Raw genomic sequence first — 15856 nt, forward strand, 5'->3', positions numbered from 1 at the left:
GAAAGGAAAACGTATGCAACATCTTGAAATTGAGTTCAAAAGCCTACTTTCTCAAGCTGACTATCAGCAATTAGAGGCCCTGTTCGAGGACACCACAGCCATTATCCAGACCAACTATTATCTGGAAACACCTTCTTGGGCTATTAAAAAGGCGAAAATGGCCTTGCGTATCCGTACCTTAGATGATCGCGCCGAATTAACCTTAAAAATCCCTCAGACTGTTGGAAATCAGGAGTACAATCAGCCCTTATCACGCGAGGAAGCAGAGGACATTTTAGAAAATCTTCAATTGCCCAAGGGCGACATTGTGTCACTCTTAGAGGAACACAATATCCCGCTCAACCAACTGACCTGTCTTGGGGCTTTAACCACTAAACGCCTTGAAAAACAGTTTCCAATTGGCCTTATGGCTTTGGATGAAAATACCTATGCCGATCAAAAAGATTTCGAACTGGAATTAGAGGTCACTGATGCGCAAAAAGGCAAAAGTGATTTTGACGCTTTTTTGAATACGCACAAGATTCCCTATCGTTTTGCCAAAAGTAAGGTAGCTCGTTTTGTCGATACCTTAGACTAATCGGTAAATCCCATAGTGAAATTTTTGATTAGGACGCACCTGACGGTCAAAGCCCAAACGTTCAAAGGTTTTATCGCGAAAATGCCCCTTAAAAATCACCGCTTCTTTGGCAACACGACAGGCTTCCCTCATAAAAGTATCTGTCAGCTGGTTGGCATTTGCCAAATCAGCTATCCCTGCCAAATTATGCGATTCTGTAATCGTCTGAGAAAACATGGGATCGCAGTAAACAATATCAAAGGCATTGCTTGCTTGTTCGCCTAAAAAAGCCAAATGGTCGGCATGGACAACCTCAATTGACCGCATGGCAGCATCAAAACTCGGCCAACCACTTTCATAATGAGCCAGTCCGTAAGCAACAACCTGCGCAATAAGATTTTGAGACTCTACAGCTGTCACCTGATGCCCAGCCTGCGCCATAACGATGGCATCTGTTGCTAAGCCCATGGTGGTATCCAAAATTGTTTTCGGACTCGTCCCAAGTAGAGTTCTCAAGGGGTCATGGGGTGCTTTTGCCCGCAAGATGGCTGTGTCCGGATGAAATTGCAAAACGGCCTGGCCCAAACGGTGAAAACTTAAGCCTTCTCTGGCCAACAAAAAAAGCCCATCCCTGCCCTGCAGTAACTTTGTGACAGAGTATTTTCGTCTCGGTAAGTAGGCCCAGCCATTGCGCTTGGCTAGGCCTTCTGCTTCTTCTACCAAGTCCTTTGGCATGCCTAAACTTGTGGTAATTGCTAGTGTCATACCTTCTAGTATAGCAAAATTTAAGCCAATCTGTGACAGGCAATGCTAGCTTTCCCCTTTAATCATCAGCTATTTTTTGGTAGAATAAAGACACTAAACATTTAAGGAGTTCATTGGTCATGGGACAAAAATGTACCGACAGTCAACTGAAACTATTCGCCCTCAATTCTAACAAGGCTATCGCAGAAAAAATCGCTGCAGCCATGGGCGTGCCACTTGGGAAATTAGCTTCTCGTCAGTTCTCTGACGGCGAAATCCAAATCAATATCGAAGAATCAGTTCGGGGACATGATATCTACATTATCCAGTCCACCAGCAACCCCGTCAATAACCATTTATGGGAATTGTTGATTATGATTGATGCGTGTAAACGTGCAAGCGCCCGATCTATCAATGTCGTTATCCCTTACTTTGGCTATTCCCGTCAAGACCGTATCGCGGCACCTCGTGAACCTATCACTGCTAAACTCGTTGCCAACATGTTGGTCAAAGCTGGTGTCAGTCGTTTGTTAACTTTAGATTTGCATGCTGTTCAGGTGCAAGGCTTCTTTGATGTCCCAGTAGACAACCTCTTTACCATTCCTTTATTTGCAAAATACTATCAAGACAAAGGTTTTACCGGTGACGACGTTGTCGTGGTCAGCCCTAAAAATTCAGGCATTAAAAGAGCTCGTAGTTTGGCTGAATATCTGGATGCGCCGATCGCTATCATTGACCACGCAGAAGACGATAGTAACCGTGAAGAAGGCTATATTATCGGGGATGTTAAGGGTAAGACGGCCATTCTCATCGACGATATTCTTAACACAGGTTTGACCTTTGCAGAATCCGCTAAAATTGTTCAACGTGAAGGCGCTACTGCTATCTACGCGGCTGCCAGCCACGGACTCTTTGCAGGTGGTGCGGCAAGTATCCTCAGCAAGGCACCTATTGAGGAAATCCTTGTCACTGATTCAGTGGCGACTAAAGAAGCTGCCCCAGACCAAGTCAAGTATCTCTCTGCCAGTGAATTGATTGCAGATGCTGTGGTCCGTATCCAAGCCCATGAACCATTGAGCCCACTCTTTACCTACACACAAGAGGATGAAAACTAATGGCTTATTTTGACAATGCTGCTACTAGTCCTTTAACTCCTGCTGTTAAAGAGGCGATGTTGGCTGCAATGAGCATTTATGGAAACCCCTCAAGCTTGCACCAGGAAGGTCGCAAGGCCAGTAAACTCTTACGAGAAAGCCGTGAGAAAATTGCTAGCGCCTTAGACGTCCCACCCCACCAAATCATTTTTACTTCGGGGGGACGGAAAGCAATGTGACCGCCATTCAAGGCTACGCTTTAGCCAACCAAGCCAAAGGAAAGCACTTGATTACCACAGCTATTGAGCATCATAGTGTTCTCCATACCATGGCCTATCTGGAAGAACGTTTTGGCTTTTCCGTGACTTACCTAACACCAAAAGACGGCCAAAACATTACCGCCCAGCAAGTCAAAGAGGCGCTACGTCCGGACACTATCCTAGTTTCTACCATGTTTGCCAATAACGAGACAGGTGACCTTTTGCCAATCCAAGAAATTGGAGCCTTATTGGCTGACCATCAGGCTGTTTTTCATGTCGATGCTGTCCAAGCTGTCGGTAAAGTTCCACTTCATCCTCAGGAGCTAGGTATTGACTTTTTATCGGCATCAGCCCACAAATTTCACGGACCAAAGGGGGTCGGCTTCCTCTATTCTGCCCCCCTTCACTTTGATGCCTTGCTTCATGGCGGAGAGCAAGAAGACAAACGCCGTGCTAGTACGGAAAATCTTATCGGCATAGCGGCTATGGCTGAGGCCTTAGAGGATAGTTTGAGTGATGTTGGAACCAAGACCAAACATATCGAAAAACTCCGCCAAACTTTTTTGAACGAGTTGACGATTCCCTATCAGGAAAATCGTTTGGGACAGGGCTTGCCACATGTTCTCAACCTAGGCTTTTTAGGGGCAAACAACAATACCCTATTGACAAGATTGGATTTGGCGGGATTTTGTGTTTCAACAGGTTCTGCTTGTACGGCAGGAACCGTAGACCCTAGTCATGTCCTAAGCGCTTATTATGGTAGCGACTCTCCACGCCTGACCAGCTCCATTCGGATTAGCTTTGGCGACCAAAATACGCTAGACGAGGCCAAGTCACTTGCCCAAACCATTAACACAATTTTAGGAGACTGATATGGCATTTGAAAAAACCATACATCTTGCGGACTCTCGGGACACTTATACGCTCAGCCCGACAGTCAAAGCTTATACCCTTCGGGATATGACCTTCACCCAAAAACAACCCATTGGTATCTATGAGTTACAACGCCTGCTCGAGAAAGTCCCTAATAGTGGCGATGGCTTTTTACTCAAAATCACCATCAACAAGGACCTAACCGGCTTCAAGTTAACCATTACCGATAAATCAGGCCTACGCCCCGTCAATATTTTTAAAACCGAGGAACACAAAATTCTTCAGGAAAAGTTCTACTTTTTGATGGACAGTCTGGTTGAACGCGGCGTATTTGAGAAAATTCCTTCATAATTCAAAAAAACTATCGTAAGATAGTTTTTTCTTATCACAAAGTGCAGCATTTTTGTTGCTTTTTTCACAATCTTTTTTTACAATTAACGAGTATAGAAAGGAGTCAGCCATGACAGAAGACAAGCTCATCCCAAAAGCAACCGCTAAACGCTTATCCCTCTACTATCGTGTCTTTAAGCGGTTTAACGCTGAAAAGATCACCAAGGTTAATTCAAAACAAATTGCTGAAGCTATTGGTGTGGATTCAGCAACTGTTCGGCGGGATTTTTCGCATTTTGGCGAGCTTGGTCGTCGTGGCTTTGGCTATGACGTGCAAAAGTTGACAGCATTTTTTGCCCAGCTCTTGCATGACACCAATACGACAAATGTCCTTTTAGTTGGTATTGGCAATATGGGAAAAGCCCTCTTGAACTACCGCTTTCATGAACGCAACAAGATGCGTATCACCATGGCCTTTGACCAGCAGTCCCACCCCATGGTTGGTTATACGTCAAAGGACGGTATTCCTATTTACCCTATTGACGAGATTAAATCACATGTGATAAATTCTCAGGTTAAGACCGCCATTTTAACTGTTCCATCTGTCAAAGCCCAAGAAGTGGCTGATATTCTTGTTGAGGCTGGTATAGAAGGTATCCTAAGTTTTTCACCCGTACAGCTCAAACTTCCCAGTCACGTGGTGGTGCAATATGTTGACTTAACCAGTGAATTGCAGACACTCTTATACTTTATGAACCAAGAACAGGAGGGACTCTAATGGCCAAACAAGTGATTGGTATTGCTGGAAATGAACGCTCAGGGTTAGAGTCCTTAGATATTCATGTCTCTTATACTCCCTCTGGCTATGTTAGAGGCGTGCAGTTGGCTGATGGCATTCCCTATATTATCCCCATCGGAGACCCTGAAAACACGCAACAGTATATTGCAAGCATTGACAAACTCATTTTAGCAGGTGGTCAAAATATCTCGCCAGAATTTTATCACGAGGACTTGCAGGTTGCTAGTGATGACTATAACCGTTCCCGTGACGTGTTTGAAATTGCTCTCGTAAACGAGGCCCTGCGTCAAAAGAAACCTATTTTTGCCGTCTGCCGCGGTATGCAACTCTATAATGTTATCAGAGGCGGTAGCCTCAATCAAGAAATTCCTAACCATTGGTTAGAAGACAGCACGCACGATGTCGTTTTAGACGAGGGAACGCCCTTATACGATATTTATGGCAAGCGCAACTGGATTAACTCCTTCCACCGTCAGAGTGTTAAAAAACTTGGTACAGGTCTAAAAACGATTGCTAAAGATCCCCGCGATGGCACCATTGAGGCCATTGTTGATCAAAATTATCCGCATTTTCTAGGTGTGCAGTGGCACCCTGACCACTTGATTCAAGAACGCAAAGAATCCATCGATGTCTTTGACTATGTCGTTAATCACCTCTAATCACACAAATCTGTTTGCTCTCGAAAACTATAATAATCAGGGTAACCAATGACAAGGTGATCTAAAAAGACGATACCCAATTGTTGGCAAGATGCCTGCATCCGTTTGGTGAATTGCTGGTCCATCTCACTCGGAGTCGGATCGCCAGACGGATGATTGTGAACGATAATCAGAGAAGTCGCCATATTTTTACAAGCAAAGTACAAAATTTCACGCGGCTCTGCTACTGAACGACGAACGCTACCAATAAAAATGGTGCGTTTTTCTATTAGCCTATTTTGCGTGTCTAAATACAGAGCGATGACGTGTTCTTGTTTTTGGTCTCTTAGTTCTACTTGCATGCGTTGCGCCAAGCGGTCAGAACTCAAAATACGCTCTGATTTGCTGAGTTCTGCACCATGGATACGTCTAGCCAATTCCACCAGAGCCATCAATTCCGTGGCACGGACGGGTCCAATGCCATCAATGGCTTGAAATTCTTGCAAGGACATCTGTCGTAAGTGCGATAAATCACCAATTGTTTCTAAAAACTCTCCAGCTAGTTCAAAGACATTTTTCTGACGCGTACCTGTTCGTAAGAGTATCGCTAAGAGTTCCTGATTGCTCAGAGCTTCCACTCCTGCGCTAGCCAAGCGCTCCCTTGGTAAAAAGGCATTCGATTCCCATTTAATGGCATACATATTTCATCCTCCATTAAATTATTCGCAAAAATTTGCTAAAGACACGAGGAGGCAAACAAATGAATGGTGTGCCAGTTTTTGGCTATAGATAATCAGCCTCGCCTTGCTTACCATTCTCAAAAGCCTTTTATTTGAACTTGTTGATCAGACTGTCTAGCTCTGGCACTGTCTTACCGTTCTTAAAATTCCCTTAGGTGCATAAGAAAAAGCCGTGGGTTTACGGCTTTGGTGCGATATTAAAGACATGGCTCATTGGGTCTGATTTGACCATAGGTTGTCTCACTGCTTCCCTCCTACAATCCGCAAGAACACCATTAGCTAGCCTACTACCGCGGAAAGGTCCGTTACCTTGATTAAGTTCTCTTTCACTTTCTTCAACACACTGTGTTACGTCAATTTCAGTCATTGCTCTTCCTTTTTTTGTAGCAAAAAACGCCTAGATAAAATCTAAGCGCTTTTTTAGAATAGGTGGGACGGGAAATCCCCACTTTTCAGATACCTATATCTAGGTGCGTAGTTCCCGATATTTCTCTACTTCTATTCCTCACTTAGATTATAACTTTTTTCCTTTATAAAGTCATGCTTTTCTGCACCCTCCTCCCCCCATACCTCAGCCACTGCGCATCGGCAGTTAGAATGGATCGGAGAAGCATTCTTGCCACTCTCCATGGCATCGATAGGAGCTGGCTTGTTGGCCGTCTCACAGCCTATACGCTTGCAGTTGTTACAAGCTCTTGACTCAAGCACAAGTCTAAATTGGGTAAAAGCCGTTGTCCTTCATGATTTGTTGCTGACCCATGGTCTACACTCTAGCGTGTTCCGTCACTGCTAGGCGCTTGGCGCTAGCCGTAGAGACATCAGTGCCCTCAAGGAATGACTGAAGAAGACCTTGAGGGCAAGTAAAAAAGCCTTAACAGGTGACTTGCTGTTAGGGCTTTTGTCTTACATTTATGGGAAACATTGGCTATCATCCTTTAAAACAGCCTAATTATAAACTGCTATATGTCCCCTGCCGGAATCGAACCAGCAACGACTCCTTAGGAGGGAGTTGTTATATCCATTTAACTAAGAGGACTTATGAAAAAATCTGCCACGAGGACAGACTTTTTACTGAAATCTGTAAATTATTTACGGATTTCTTTGATACGTGCAGCTTTACCTTGCAAAGCACGCAAGTAGTACAATTTCGCACGACGTACTTTACCATAACGTACAACTTCAATCTTTTCAACACGTGGTGTGTGGATTGGGAAAGTACGTTCTACACCGATACCGCTTGAAATTTTACGTACAGTGTACATTTCAGAGATTCCTTGACCTTTACGAGAGATAACAACCCCTTCAAAGATCTGGATACGTTCACGCGTACCTTCGACAACTTTCGCATGAACACGAACAGTGTCCCCAGGGCGGAACTCAGGAATATCAGTACGCAATTGACCTTCAGTCAAACTTTGGATTAATGGATTCATTTTTAACTCCTTCTCTTACCAATCATCAAGCGCAGGACCCAGCGGATTGGCGGTATTTCGTGCGTCCATTAAACACACCCATTTATTATAACAAAGTCTTGATGTTTCGTAAAGCTATTTTATTTATTTGACACCATCTTTTGTGCGCCATAAATAGAATGTTGGGGATGCAAGGCGAAGGCTATGGCACAAACAATGAAAAAATAAGGGAGATTAGCATAACCAAAAACCTCACAGCCAATCAGCATCGGCCCTAAAAAGGTTGATGTTGCACTGCCAAAAACAGCTGCATAGCCCAAAGCTGCCACAAAAACAAGGGGTAGGCCAACCAAACTCGACACAGCAACCCCTAAACAAGCACCGATGGTAAAAAGTGGCGTCACTTCTCCTCCTTGGTAGCCTGCGGCCAGCGTGAGAACTGTCAATAGTAATTTCAGCAACCAATCATAAGGCAAGATGCTACCACCAGAAAAGCTAGCTGAAATGAGATTGGTTCCAAGGCCAGAGTAACGTCCAGCATCAAGAACGAGAAAGAGGATAGACAGCAAAACACCAAGGCTAGCAATGCGCCAATAGGGATTGGGAAACAGCTTAGCCGCCCACCGCTTAGCATAAGTGAGTGCATAAGCAAAGAAATTGCCACATAAGCCAAAGAGAATCCCTAAAAGGAGTAATTTTAAGACGAGTTCCGGCGTCAGTGTCAAGGAGACGGAAACAGGGAATGTAAATTTCTCAAGTCCCAAGCTATGAGAGGTCCAACTGGCCATAAAAGAGGCAACAAAGGTTGGAAAAAGCGCCTGACTATAAAAGCGACCGATAATCAAGACTTCCATGGCAAAAAGTGTTGCCGCTAAAGGCGTTTGAAACAGACCGGCAAAACCTGCTGCCATACCGAGGACTAAGAGTTTATTTGACCCCTCTTCCTGACTAATCCAGCGGGAAAAACGATGGGATAAGGTTGCTCCTAGCTGAACAGCCACCCCCTCACGGCCAGCTGAACCTCCAAAAAGATGCGTCAACCAGGTCGCTCCCATCGCTAGAGGAATCAAGCGTAAAGGAATCGTCTCCTCCTTGCCTTCATTCACATCAAAGACTAGCGTCATCCCCTTGCCACTTTTTCCACCAAACTTTTGGTAGCAGCCAACTATGGTTAAACCTGCGAGGGCCAAGAAAGGCAAAAGATAAAAGCTATGGGCTGTCCTAAAGTTACTCAGGCCAATTAAAACCCGTCCAAACAAGGCATCCAGAGCGCCTACCATAGCGCCAATAACTAGGGCTAAACAGCACCAGACCAAGGTGTTTTTTAAAAGGGTCAGCCCTTTACTTGCTGTCACCAAGTTGTCCTTTCTGAAATTTGCGAGAGTGGCGCATCATTGCTTCAAAGGTATCAACGATAGTCGTCTGGTAGGATTTGTCTTCGACCAGATTAGCCACCTTTTCTAAAATAGCCGCCTCACGGTTGCCATCATAGATAGGCATACCCGTTGCTTCTTTGTAGGCAACGACCTGGTCAACCAAGTGCATCCGCTTTTCTAACAGAGCCACAATTTCATGGTCAACGGCATCAATTTCTGTACGAATTTTTGAGAGATCAAGTGACATTTTTATCCTTCTTTCCAGTGACATGTCTAACGATTAGATAAACTCCTAAAAGCACCCCTAAGATCAGCGCCAGCCAGAGCAAATCATTAAAATTCCATTTAAAAAGCGCATTGCCTCCAAAGGCATAAATCAAGTTTGAGGGGGCTGTCCCCAGCAAAATAGCGCAGATGACTTGTTTTTTAGGTGTTTTCCAAACCACAGCGCGATCATTGACCAAAAAGGAAGGCACAAAAGGAATCATATACCCCAAGGTCAAAGAAAGGAAGTGATTTTTAAAATGGCTCAACCACTGCGTATGCTTGTCCGTCCGTCCTCTTACATGGGCTAAGTCTGTGTGGGCTATAATGGTCGCCACCAATATATTCCCCAAGAGGGCACCCAACCAGTTTATGGCAAAACCAAAGGTAGCCCCTAGGATAACCCCATTAACCAAGGCGATGACAGAACTTGACATAAAAGGAATAGCGGTCATTAAAGCTGTCAATACCACTAGCAATAGGATATCCCCTAGAGTGGGGTGACGAAAGGTTTGTTCTAACAAGAGCGGGTTGGTGCCAAAACGCCAGATTTCCCTTACTAAGGGAACATATTTATAGAGAAATAGGCCAAGAAAAATAAGAAAACTAAGCAGTCCTATCCGTAACCAAACGCGGTGATCCTTACTAAAGTGTTTCAGTTTTTGCATCATTATAAAAAAAGAGCGCAAGCGCGTCTTCCTCTTTATCCAACCTGATCAGAAAGGGCTTGGGCAAAAGCTTCCAGATTGGCAATATCATCGTCATCGCAAGAGAGATCGACTTTCACTTTTTCAGCCCCTCTTGTCGCACCTGTCCGTGCAAAGGCTTCGTCAAATTCATCTACTGACTTGCAGAAATAATCATAGAAAGTGTCGCCAGATCCACAGACCCCGTAAATATGGTCAGACAGGTCCAAATCTTGGAGATCTTCGTAAAAATCCACGATTTCGTCTGGTAAATCCCCGTCTCCATAGGTGTAGGTGGCGACGACGCAGATATCCGCATCTTCAAATTCTTCTGGTTCTACAGTTGTACATTCGTCGACATCAACCGTGTGGCCAAGTTCTTCAAGTTTTTGGGCGACGATATCAGCGATTTCTTCATTATTTCCAGTCATGCTGGCGTAAACGATTTTAGCTAATGCCATGGGTGCGTTTTCTCCTTGGTTAAATTGTCAGATAATTGAAATTATACCACATTTTAGGATAAGTTTGAAGAGCTTTCCCCTAAAAGTGGCAAATAGGCTTGGTCTAAGGCTTTGCGTAAGCGTTTTTTTGTCTTATCAGACACAAAGGCACCAGACAAGGCCTCTTGATTGTGCGCATAGAAGTCAGCTAGGGTCAGCCCAAAGGCCTCTTGATAATGCTTGTATTCTTTGGTGAGATTGGTCTGAGAAACCGTGCGGTTATCTGTGTTGATACTGATACGAGCCCCTTTTTCTTTGAGTAAGGGGTAGGGAAATTCTGCTAAGGTCTGGCAAGCTTTGGTTTGAAGATTGCTGGTTAAGCAAATTTCAACGGTCACTTGCTGAGCGACCACTTCTTCAACAATATCTGGACGGTTATACAGAGCCGTCCCATGTCCAATACGACGGGCCCCTTGTTGGATGGCCGTTTGCACGTTTTGGGCACAATGGCATTCGCCCGCATGCAAGGTAAAGGGCAAACCTAATGCTTCGACAGACGCCATGGTCTCTTTTAGGACTTCTGGTGGAAAATCCACTTCATTACCCGCAAAATCAAAGCCCACGAGACCGCGCTGGGCTAAGGGAGCAACGGATTGAAAAATCGATCGGGAAATCTCTGGGGCTGCTTGTCGCATGCCACAGACCAACAAACGCGCTGTTATGCCAAGCTCCGCTTCTGCTTTTTCTAGTCCCGACAAGACCGCATCGACGGTCTCATAGGCCGTCAAGCCCTGATCCATGGACAGTTCAGGGGCAAAGCGCAATTCTTGGTAAATGGCCCCATCTTCGTGAGCCTGTTTGGCCACATCATAAGCCGCCAAGGCTAGAGCTTCCTTTGTCTGCAAGAGCGGGCGAACCCAATCAAAAGGCTGCAAGTACTCCATCAAAGTTTTAGCTCCTGCAGGTGCGCTAACCAGCGCTCTCAAGGCCTCATCATCTTTTGGAACAGCAATACCAGCTAAATCAGCCAGTTGGCGAATGGCAGATAAGGACAAAGAACCGTCTAAATGACAGTGGAGTTCAACTTTGGCTAAGTCCTGCAGATTCATGTATTTTCCTCACTAATCAAGATATTTCTGTCTAGTATACCTGTTTTTGAGACATTTGACTAGATGCTAGGCGATAAAACTTTAATCCTATCTTCTGCAGTCTTTTGACATTTTTGTTATGCTAGTCTTATCACAAGACAAGGAGGCAACACATGTCTGAATACCATTTACCTGACGTTTGGCAAGCCCCAACAGCAATGGGCGGGGCCTGGGGAGGGCTCAATCAACCAACAGCTGGCGCACGGTTTGACCAAACCTTACCAAAGGGAACTGCTCCTTTTCAAGTCTACTCATTGGGGACACCAAATGGCATCAAGGTTACCTTGATGCTTGAAGAACTCAAAGAACTTGGCCTAGCCAATGCTGACTACGACCTTTATCGCATCGCGATTGGCGATGGCGACCAATTTGGTTCTGACTTTGTCGCCATCAATCCCAACTCAAAGATTCCCGCTATGATTGACCAATCTGAAAAAAAGCCTGTTCGTGTCTTTGAATCAGCATCCATCTTGCTCTACTTGGCTGATAAATTTAATGTTTTTATTCCTCAAGATTGGGCACAACGTACAGAAGTTCTGAATTGGCTCTTTTGGTCTACAGGAGCGGCTCCATTTCTCGGAGGTGGCTTTGGTCACTTCTTCCACTACGCCCCTGAAAAGATAGGCTATGCCATTGACCGCTTTGCCATGGAGGCCAAACGTCAGCTCGACCTGCTCGATAAAGAGTTAGCGGATAAACCTTATATCGCAGGCTCAGACTACACCATCGCTGACATGGCCATCTGGTCTTGGTATGGCCGCCTCGCTCAGGACAAGATCTGGACAGATGCTGGAAAATTCTTAGATGTCCAATCTTACAAGAACCTACAAGCTTGGACCCAGCGTATCGCTGACCGACCAGCCACTAAACGGGCACTAGAAGCCAATTACCAAGACATTAAATAGCTGGCAGGCCTGGTTGACATCAAGCAAGACACAAGGACATAAAAGCACCTAGACGTCTGTTCTAGGTGCTTTATGCGTCTTTAAGATAGAAACCGTTTGGTTAGTCCACAGATTTAAGGGCCTCCAGCATGTCAACTTGGCGTAGCTGATGGTTGACGTACCACCCTAAAACAGCCAAGATTAAGATAATGACAAGAATTGGAATCACCCATACGCTAAGGGCCACATCAGGATTAAACATCATGGTACTTGAACCTATCATAGCTAAAATCGCACGATGAAGGAGAACCCCCATGCCCAGTCCTGTCACAATACCTGCCAAAGACAAAACAATTGTCTCGCGGTAGATATAGAGGGTGACTTCTCTATTGTGGAAGCCAAGGACTTTAATGGTTGACAACTCTCTGATGCGTTCAGCAACATTGATATTGGTCAGATTGTAGAGAATAACAACTCCTAAAAGCGTGGCCAATACAATCAAAATAACCATAACATTCTCCATAGAATGTGAAATAGAGGAAATCTGGTTGATGAGGCTGGTATTGAGGACAGCCGTTGAAACAGCATTCATTTTTAACAGTTGGCTGGCGAGTGTTTTCACCTGAGACGTAGACGAATCTGATGAGCGAACAAAATAGGCATTTTCAGAGGCCTTTTGCCCAGTTACCTTTTGATAATAAGAGGGCGTCATAAAGATAAAATGGCCAGCATACATCTCAGTTACGGCAGCTACCTTGACCCGATATTTTTTCTCCTGCAAGCTAACGGTAATCTGATCACCAGCCTTGACTCCGTAGAGTTGAGCCAGTTTTTCAGACAAGACAACCCCTTGGTTGGTCAGTTGGATAGGCTTGCCTGTTGCGCGACTAGTCATCTTGACATAGCTGGACAAGTGACGCGCATTTGCAACGATGACAGAGACAGGTTGCTCTTCTGTGGCGTTTTTGACCGTTTGCTGAGTGGATTGGTAAGTGATTTCCTGGTAGGAGGTCACTTTTTTCTTATCGTTTAAGGCCTTAAGCAAATCATCCTTTTCTGACTGACTGGCCTCTTGATTGGTCGTTAGAACCATTTGATAGGTCAAAATATCCTGAAATTGACTCTCCGCAATACCTGAGATAGATGACCGAATGCCAAGCCCTGCAAATAGCAAGGCAACCGAACCCGCAACCCCAAAGACAGTCATTGCCATCCGCTGTTTGTAACGGAAAATGTTCCGAGCGGTCACCTTGTGTGTAAAACTCATCCGGCGCCAGATAAAGGTCAGGCGTTCGAGTAGAATCTTAGCGCCTGAAACAGGCGGTTTAGGCAAAAGAAGCTGGGCTGGTTTTTCAATGAGTTCTTGACGGGCTACCCAATAAGCTGGTAAAACCGCAGCTAGGAGAGCGAGAACCATGGTCACCGTAAACAGACCAGGATAGAAATAAAGCTGACTGGTCCCAATCAAAGTCGACGTTCCGACAATGCGACTCAACTGATAGGCTAAAGGATAGGTTCCAGTTAGACTTCCGGCGATTGTTCCTAGGAGACTTGCCACCAAACCATAAAGAACAAATTTCGCAATGATTTGGCGGTTGGTATAACCTAGGGCTTTAAAGATTCCAGCCTTGTTTCGCTCTTCATCCACAAAACGTGTCATCGTTGTAAAAGTAACCATTGCCGCTACGATATAGAGGACGACAGGAAAGAGATTGCCCACACCAGAGATCGAATTGGTCGAGCTCTTGTACATCTCATAACCGTCTCCACCAGGTAGGGTAGAGCGCGTGTAACTCGTATAGATAGGCAGAGGCAACTGATTCAGCTGCTTTTGAGCCTCAAGCAAATTAGCTTTGGCCTGTGCAATTTCTTGGTCTGCCTGTGCCTTCTTTTGGGCATAGGCAGACTTGGCAGTTGCTAGGTTCTGAATGGCTGCGTCAATCTTGGCCTGATTGGTCGCTATGGCCGACTGGGCCGCCTGGAATTGTGCCAAGCCCTGGGTGTACTGATTATTGGCAGAGGCATAGGTTTCCAAGCCTGATTGGTACTGGGCTTGCCCGTTTTCGTAGCTGGCTAGTTGACTCGTGTAAGTCGCTAGACCAGCTTGATACTGAGCAAGTCCATTTTGATAAGCTGTCTGATTGGCTTCAAACTCTGCCAGTGCCGTTTGGTACTGGGTTAAGCCCGACTGGTAGGTCGCTTCTTCTTGTGTCAAAGTTGCCACGGCCTGGTTATAGGTCGTTTCTTGACTGGTGTAGGTCGCTTTTAAGCCTTCCAAAGTCTGTGTCTGACTTGCCAGCTCAGCTTCACGCGCTTGAATCCCACTATCGCTTGCTGGGTCTTGCCCTTGAGCAGTTAAGTTGTCCTTATCCGTCTGCAGGGCTGTTTGTGCAGAGGCAAGCTCACTCTCTTTTTGGGCAATGGTTTGCGCCAAGGCATCCAATTGCGATTTGCTATCAGCCAGAGCGGTCTTGCCCGCATCAATCTTTCCTTTTGCCTCATCAAGTTGCGTCTTGGTCGCCGTCAACTGAGCCTGTGCTTGCTCTAATTGAGCCCCAGCCTGGTCTAGCTCTGTCTTTTTAGCATCTAACTGAGCTTGGGCTTGGCTTAAAGCACCCCCTGCTGTAGTCAACTGAGCATTTGCCTGAGCTAACTGAGCCTGTGATTGCGCCAATTGCCCGTCAGCTGCTTGCAGACCAGTCGCTTTTTGAGCAAGCTCTGCTGAAGCTTGATCGAGCGTCGTTTGCTTGCTCGTAATGGTCGCCTGACCATTGGCAATAGCCTCTTCTGCAGTTGCTAACTCTTGTTCCGATTGGGCAATGGCTGTGTAGCCTTGATTGATTTTATCTTGCCCTTGCGCCTTGATTTGTGCCAAGCGTTGGCTAGCATTATCGGCTATCAATCGGTTGAGGGCTTTTTGATGCTTGGCCAAGCGCTGGCTGTAAGTAGTCGAATAATAACCAACACCTCTCAAGTCGTCATAGGATAGCCGGGCTATGCTATAGACTGAAGACTTAAAGGCTCTTTTGGCCACCATGGCGTAGCCAGATAACTCACCATCACCAGCGGTTGTGGCTCCCATATTGGTCTTTCCCCAAATCTCAGACGATTTGACAAAACCTGTCACCGTAAAGGTTTGTGCCTTAAGTGTGCTGGACTTATCCTTGGCATTTAGGGAAATCTTATCCCCGATTTGATAGCGCCCTTTGAACTGCTCACCAAGGGCAATCTCGTCTGCTTTTTTAGGCAAACGTCCCGCTGTCAGTGGCATTTTTGAAATCTTATCCGGCTGTGAAAAGAGGCGAATGGCCTTACCAGACTTGGCAATGGTCTCATCCGTTACATACCCAAATTCTACCTGAGCCCCCTTGATACTTTTAAGCTCTTTCACGTCATCTTCACTGAGGCCATAAGTAGACATCACCGCAAGGTCCATGGTATGCGTTTGATCAATGTAGGCTTGCCCTGTGCGTTGCATATTGGGTGTCGTTGCCTTAAGACCAACCAGAGTCAGAGACCCCAAAAACATCAGAAAGAAGATAGATAAAAACCGTCCCCAAGAGCCTGTAAAAGACTGTCTAATGTCTTTCCAATAAATCCTTTTAGACATGT

16 protein-coding genes, 1 tRNA gene and 1 pseudogene are annotated in these 15856 nt (G+C 45.5%); 7 read left to right on the plus strand and 11 right to left on the minus strand.

All coding sequences use genetic code 11. From position 1 onward, the window contains the following. The first annotated feature begins 13 nt into the window (after positions 1–13). Positions 14–577 carry a CYTH domain-containing protein gene (locus tag STRDD12_RS02235; protein ID WP_066914753.1) on the plus strand — a complete coding sequence of 188 codons (564 nt, stop codon included), beginning with the start codon at positions 14–16 and terminating at the stop codon, positions 575–577. Here STRDD12_RS02235 and STRDD12_RS02240 read toward each other — a convergent pair. Beyond that, positions 569–1321, minus strand: coding sequence for a class I SAM-dependent methyltransferase (locus tag STRDD12_RS02240; protein ID WP_066914755.1), 753 nt, complete (start codon positions 1319–1321; stop codon positions 569–571). The two genes, STRDD12_RS02235 and STRDD12_RS02240, sit on opposite strands and share 9 nt — an antisense overlap. Positions 1322–1440: 119 nt before the next feature. Between STRDD12_RS02240 and STRDD12_RS02245 the strand changes: the two genes are divergently transcribed. The 5 genes and pseudogenes from STRDD12_RS02245 (at position 1441) to STRDD12_RS02265 (ending at position 5315) form a co-directional block, all read left to right on the plus strand. Beyond that, on the plus strand, positions 1441–2415 hold the full coding sequence (locus STRDD12_RS02245) for a ribose-phosphate diphosphokinase (protein ID WP_066914757.1): 975 nt from the start codon (positions 1441–1443) through the stop codon (positions 2413–2415). After that, a pseudogene (locus STRDD12_RS02250) lies at positions 2415–3526 on the plus strand (cysteine desulfurase family protein). The gene STRDD12_RS02245 and the pseudogene STRDD12_RS02250 overlap by 1 nt, the downstream one beginning before the upstream one ends. A 1-nt stretch (position 3527) precedes the next feature. Continuing rightward, entirely contained in the window at positions 3528–3878 is a 351-nt protein-coding gene (locus STRDD12_RS02255) for a DUF1831 domain-containing protein (protein ID WP_066914760.1), read from the plus strand. Between the two features lie 109 nt (positions 3879–3987). Further along, positions 3988–4635 (plus strand): redox-sensing transcriptional repressor Rex, encoded by a 648-nt coding sequence (locus tag STRDD12_RS02260; RefSeq protein ID WP_066914762.1) that lies wholly within the window; start codon positions 3988–3990, stop codon positions 4633–4635. After that, positions 4635–5315 carry a gamma-glutamyl-gamma-aminobutyrate hydrolase family protein gene (locus tag STRDD12_RS02265; protein WP_066914764.1) on the plus strand — a complete coding sequence of 227 codons (681 nt, stop codon included), beginning with the start codon at positions 4635–4637 and terminating at the stop codon, positions 5313–5315. The genes STRDD12_RS02260 and STRDD12_RS02265 overlap by 1 nt, the downstream gene beginning before the upstream one ends. On the opposite strand, the gene radC is transcribed toward STRDD12_RS02265, so the two are convergent. From radC to add, 9 genes are all read right to left on the minus strand, one after another. Further along, a complete protein-coding gene (gene radC, locus STRDD12_RS02270; protein ID WP_066914766.1) occupies positions 5312–5995 on the minus strand; it encodes a RadC family protein in 684 nt (227 codons plus the stop codon). The genes STRDD12_RS02265 and radC overlap by 4 nt on opposite strands. A gap of 217 nt (positions 5996–6212) precedes the next feature. Further along, entirely contained in the window at positions 6213–6401 is a 189-nt protein-coding gene (locus STRDD12_RS02275) for a hypothetical protein (RefSeq protein ID WP_066914768.1), read from the minus strand. Between the two features lie 597 nt (positions 6402–6998). Beyond that, positions 6999–7070, minus strand: a tRNA-Arg gene (locus STRDD12_RS02285). 49 nt (positions 7071–7119) lie between these two features. After that, entirely contained in the window at positions 7120–7467 is a 348-nt protein-coding gene (rplS, locus tag STRDD12_RS02290; protein WP_066914772.1) for a 50S ribosomal protein L19, read from the minus strand. Between the two features lie 119 nt (positions 7468–7586). Continuing rightward, on the minus strand, positions 7587–8726 hold the full coding sequence (locus STRDD12_RS02295; protein ID WP_066916186.1) for a chloride channel protein: 1140 nt from the start codon (positions 8724–8726) through the stop codon (positions 7587–7589). A gap of 61 nt (positions 8727–8787) precedes the next feature. Further along, entirely contained in the window at positions 8788–9069 is a 282-nt protein-coding gene (locus STRDD12_RS02300) for a chorismate mutase (protein ID WP_066914774.1), read from the minus strand. Next, positions 9059–9775 (minus strand): TVP38/TMEM64 family protein, encoded by a 717-nt coding sequence (locus tag STRDD12_RS02305; protein WP_156471430.1) that lies wholly within the window; start codon positions 9773–9775, stop codon positions 9059–9061. The genes STRDD12_RS02300 and STRDD12_RS02305 overlap by 11 nt, the downstream gene beginning before the upstream one ends. A gap of 14 nt (positions 9776–9789) precedes the next feature. Next, the gene (locus STRDD12_RS02310; protein ID WP_066914778.1) at positions 9790–10233 is read right to left on the minus strand and encodes a flavodoxin; all 444 of its coding nucleotides are present in this window, start codon (positions 10231–10233) and stop codon (positions 9790–9792) included. A gap of 53 nt (positions 10234–10286) precedes the next feature. Beyond that, positions 10287–11321 carry an adenosine deaminase gene (gene add, locus STRDD12_RS02315; RefSeq protein ID WP_066914780.1) on the minus strand — a complete coding sequence of 345 codons (1035 nt, stop codon included), beginning with the start codon at positions 11319–11321 and terminating at the stop codon, positions 10287–10289. Between the two features lie 152 nt (positions 11322–11473). Here add and yghU point away from each other — a divergent pair, with 152 nt between their 5' ends. Continuing rightward, positions 11474–12265: a glutathione-dependent disulfide-bond oxidoreductase gene (yghU, locus tag STRDD12_RS02320; protein WP_066914782.1), complete on the plus strand. Its 792-nt coding sequence runs from the start codon at positions 11474–11476 to the stop codon at positions 12263–12265. Positions 12266–12365: 100 nt separating this feature from the next. Here yghU and STRDD12_RS02325 read toward each other — a convergent pair whose 3' ends face one another. After that, positions 12366–15854 carry an ABC transporter permease gene (locus tag STRDD12_RS02325; protein WP_066914784.1) on the minus strand — a complete coding sequence of 1163 codons (3489 nt, stop codon included), beginning with the start codon at positions 15852–15854 and terminating at the stop codon, positions 12366–12368. Between the last annotated feature and the right edge of the window lie 2 nt (positions 15855–15856).

The sequence above is a fragment of the Streptococcus sp. DD12 genome (assembly GCF_001578885.1).
Taxonomy (GTDB): domain Bacteria; phylum Bacillota; class Bacilli; order Lactobacillales; family Streptococcaceae; genus Streptococcus.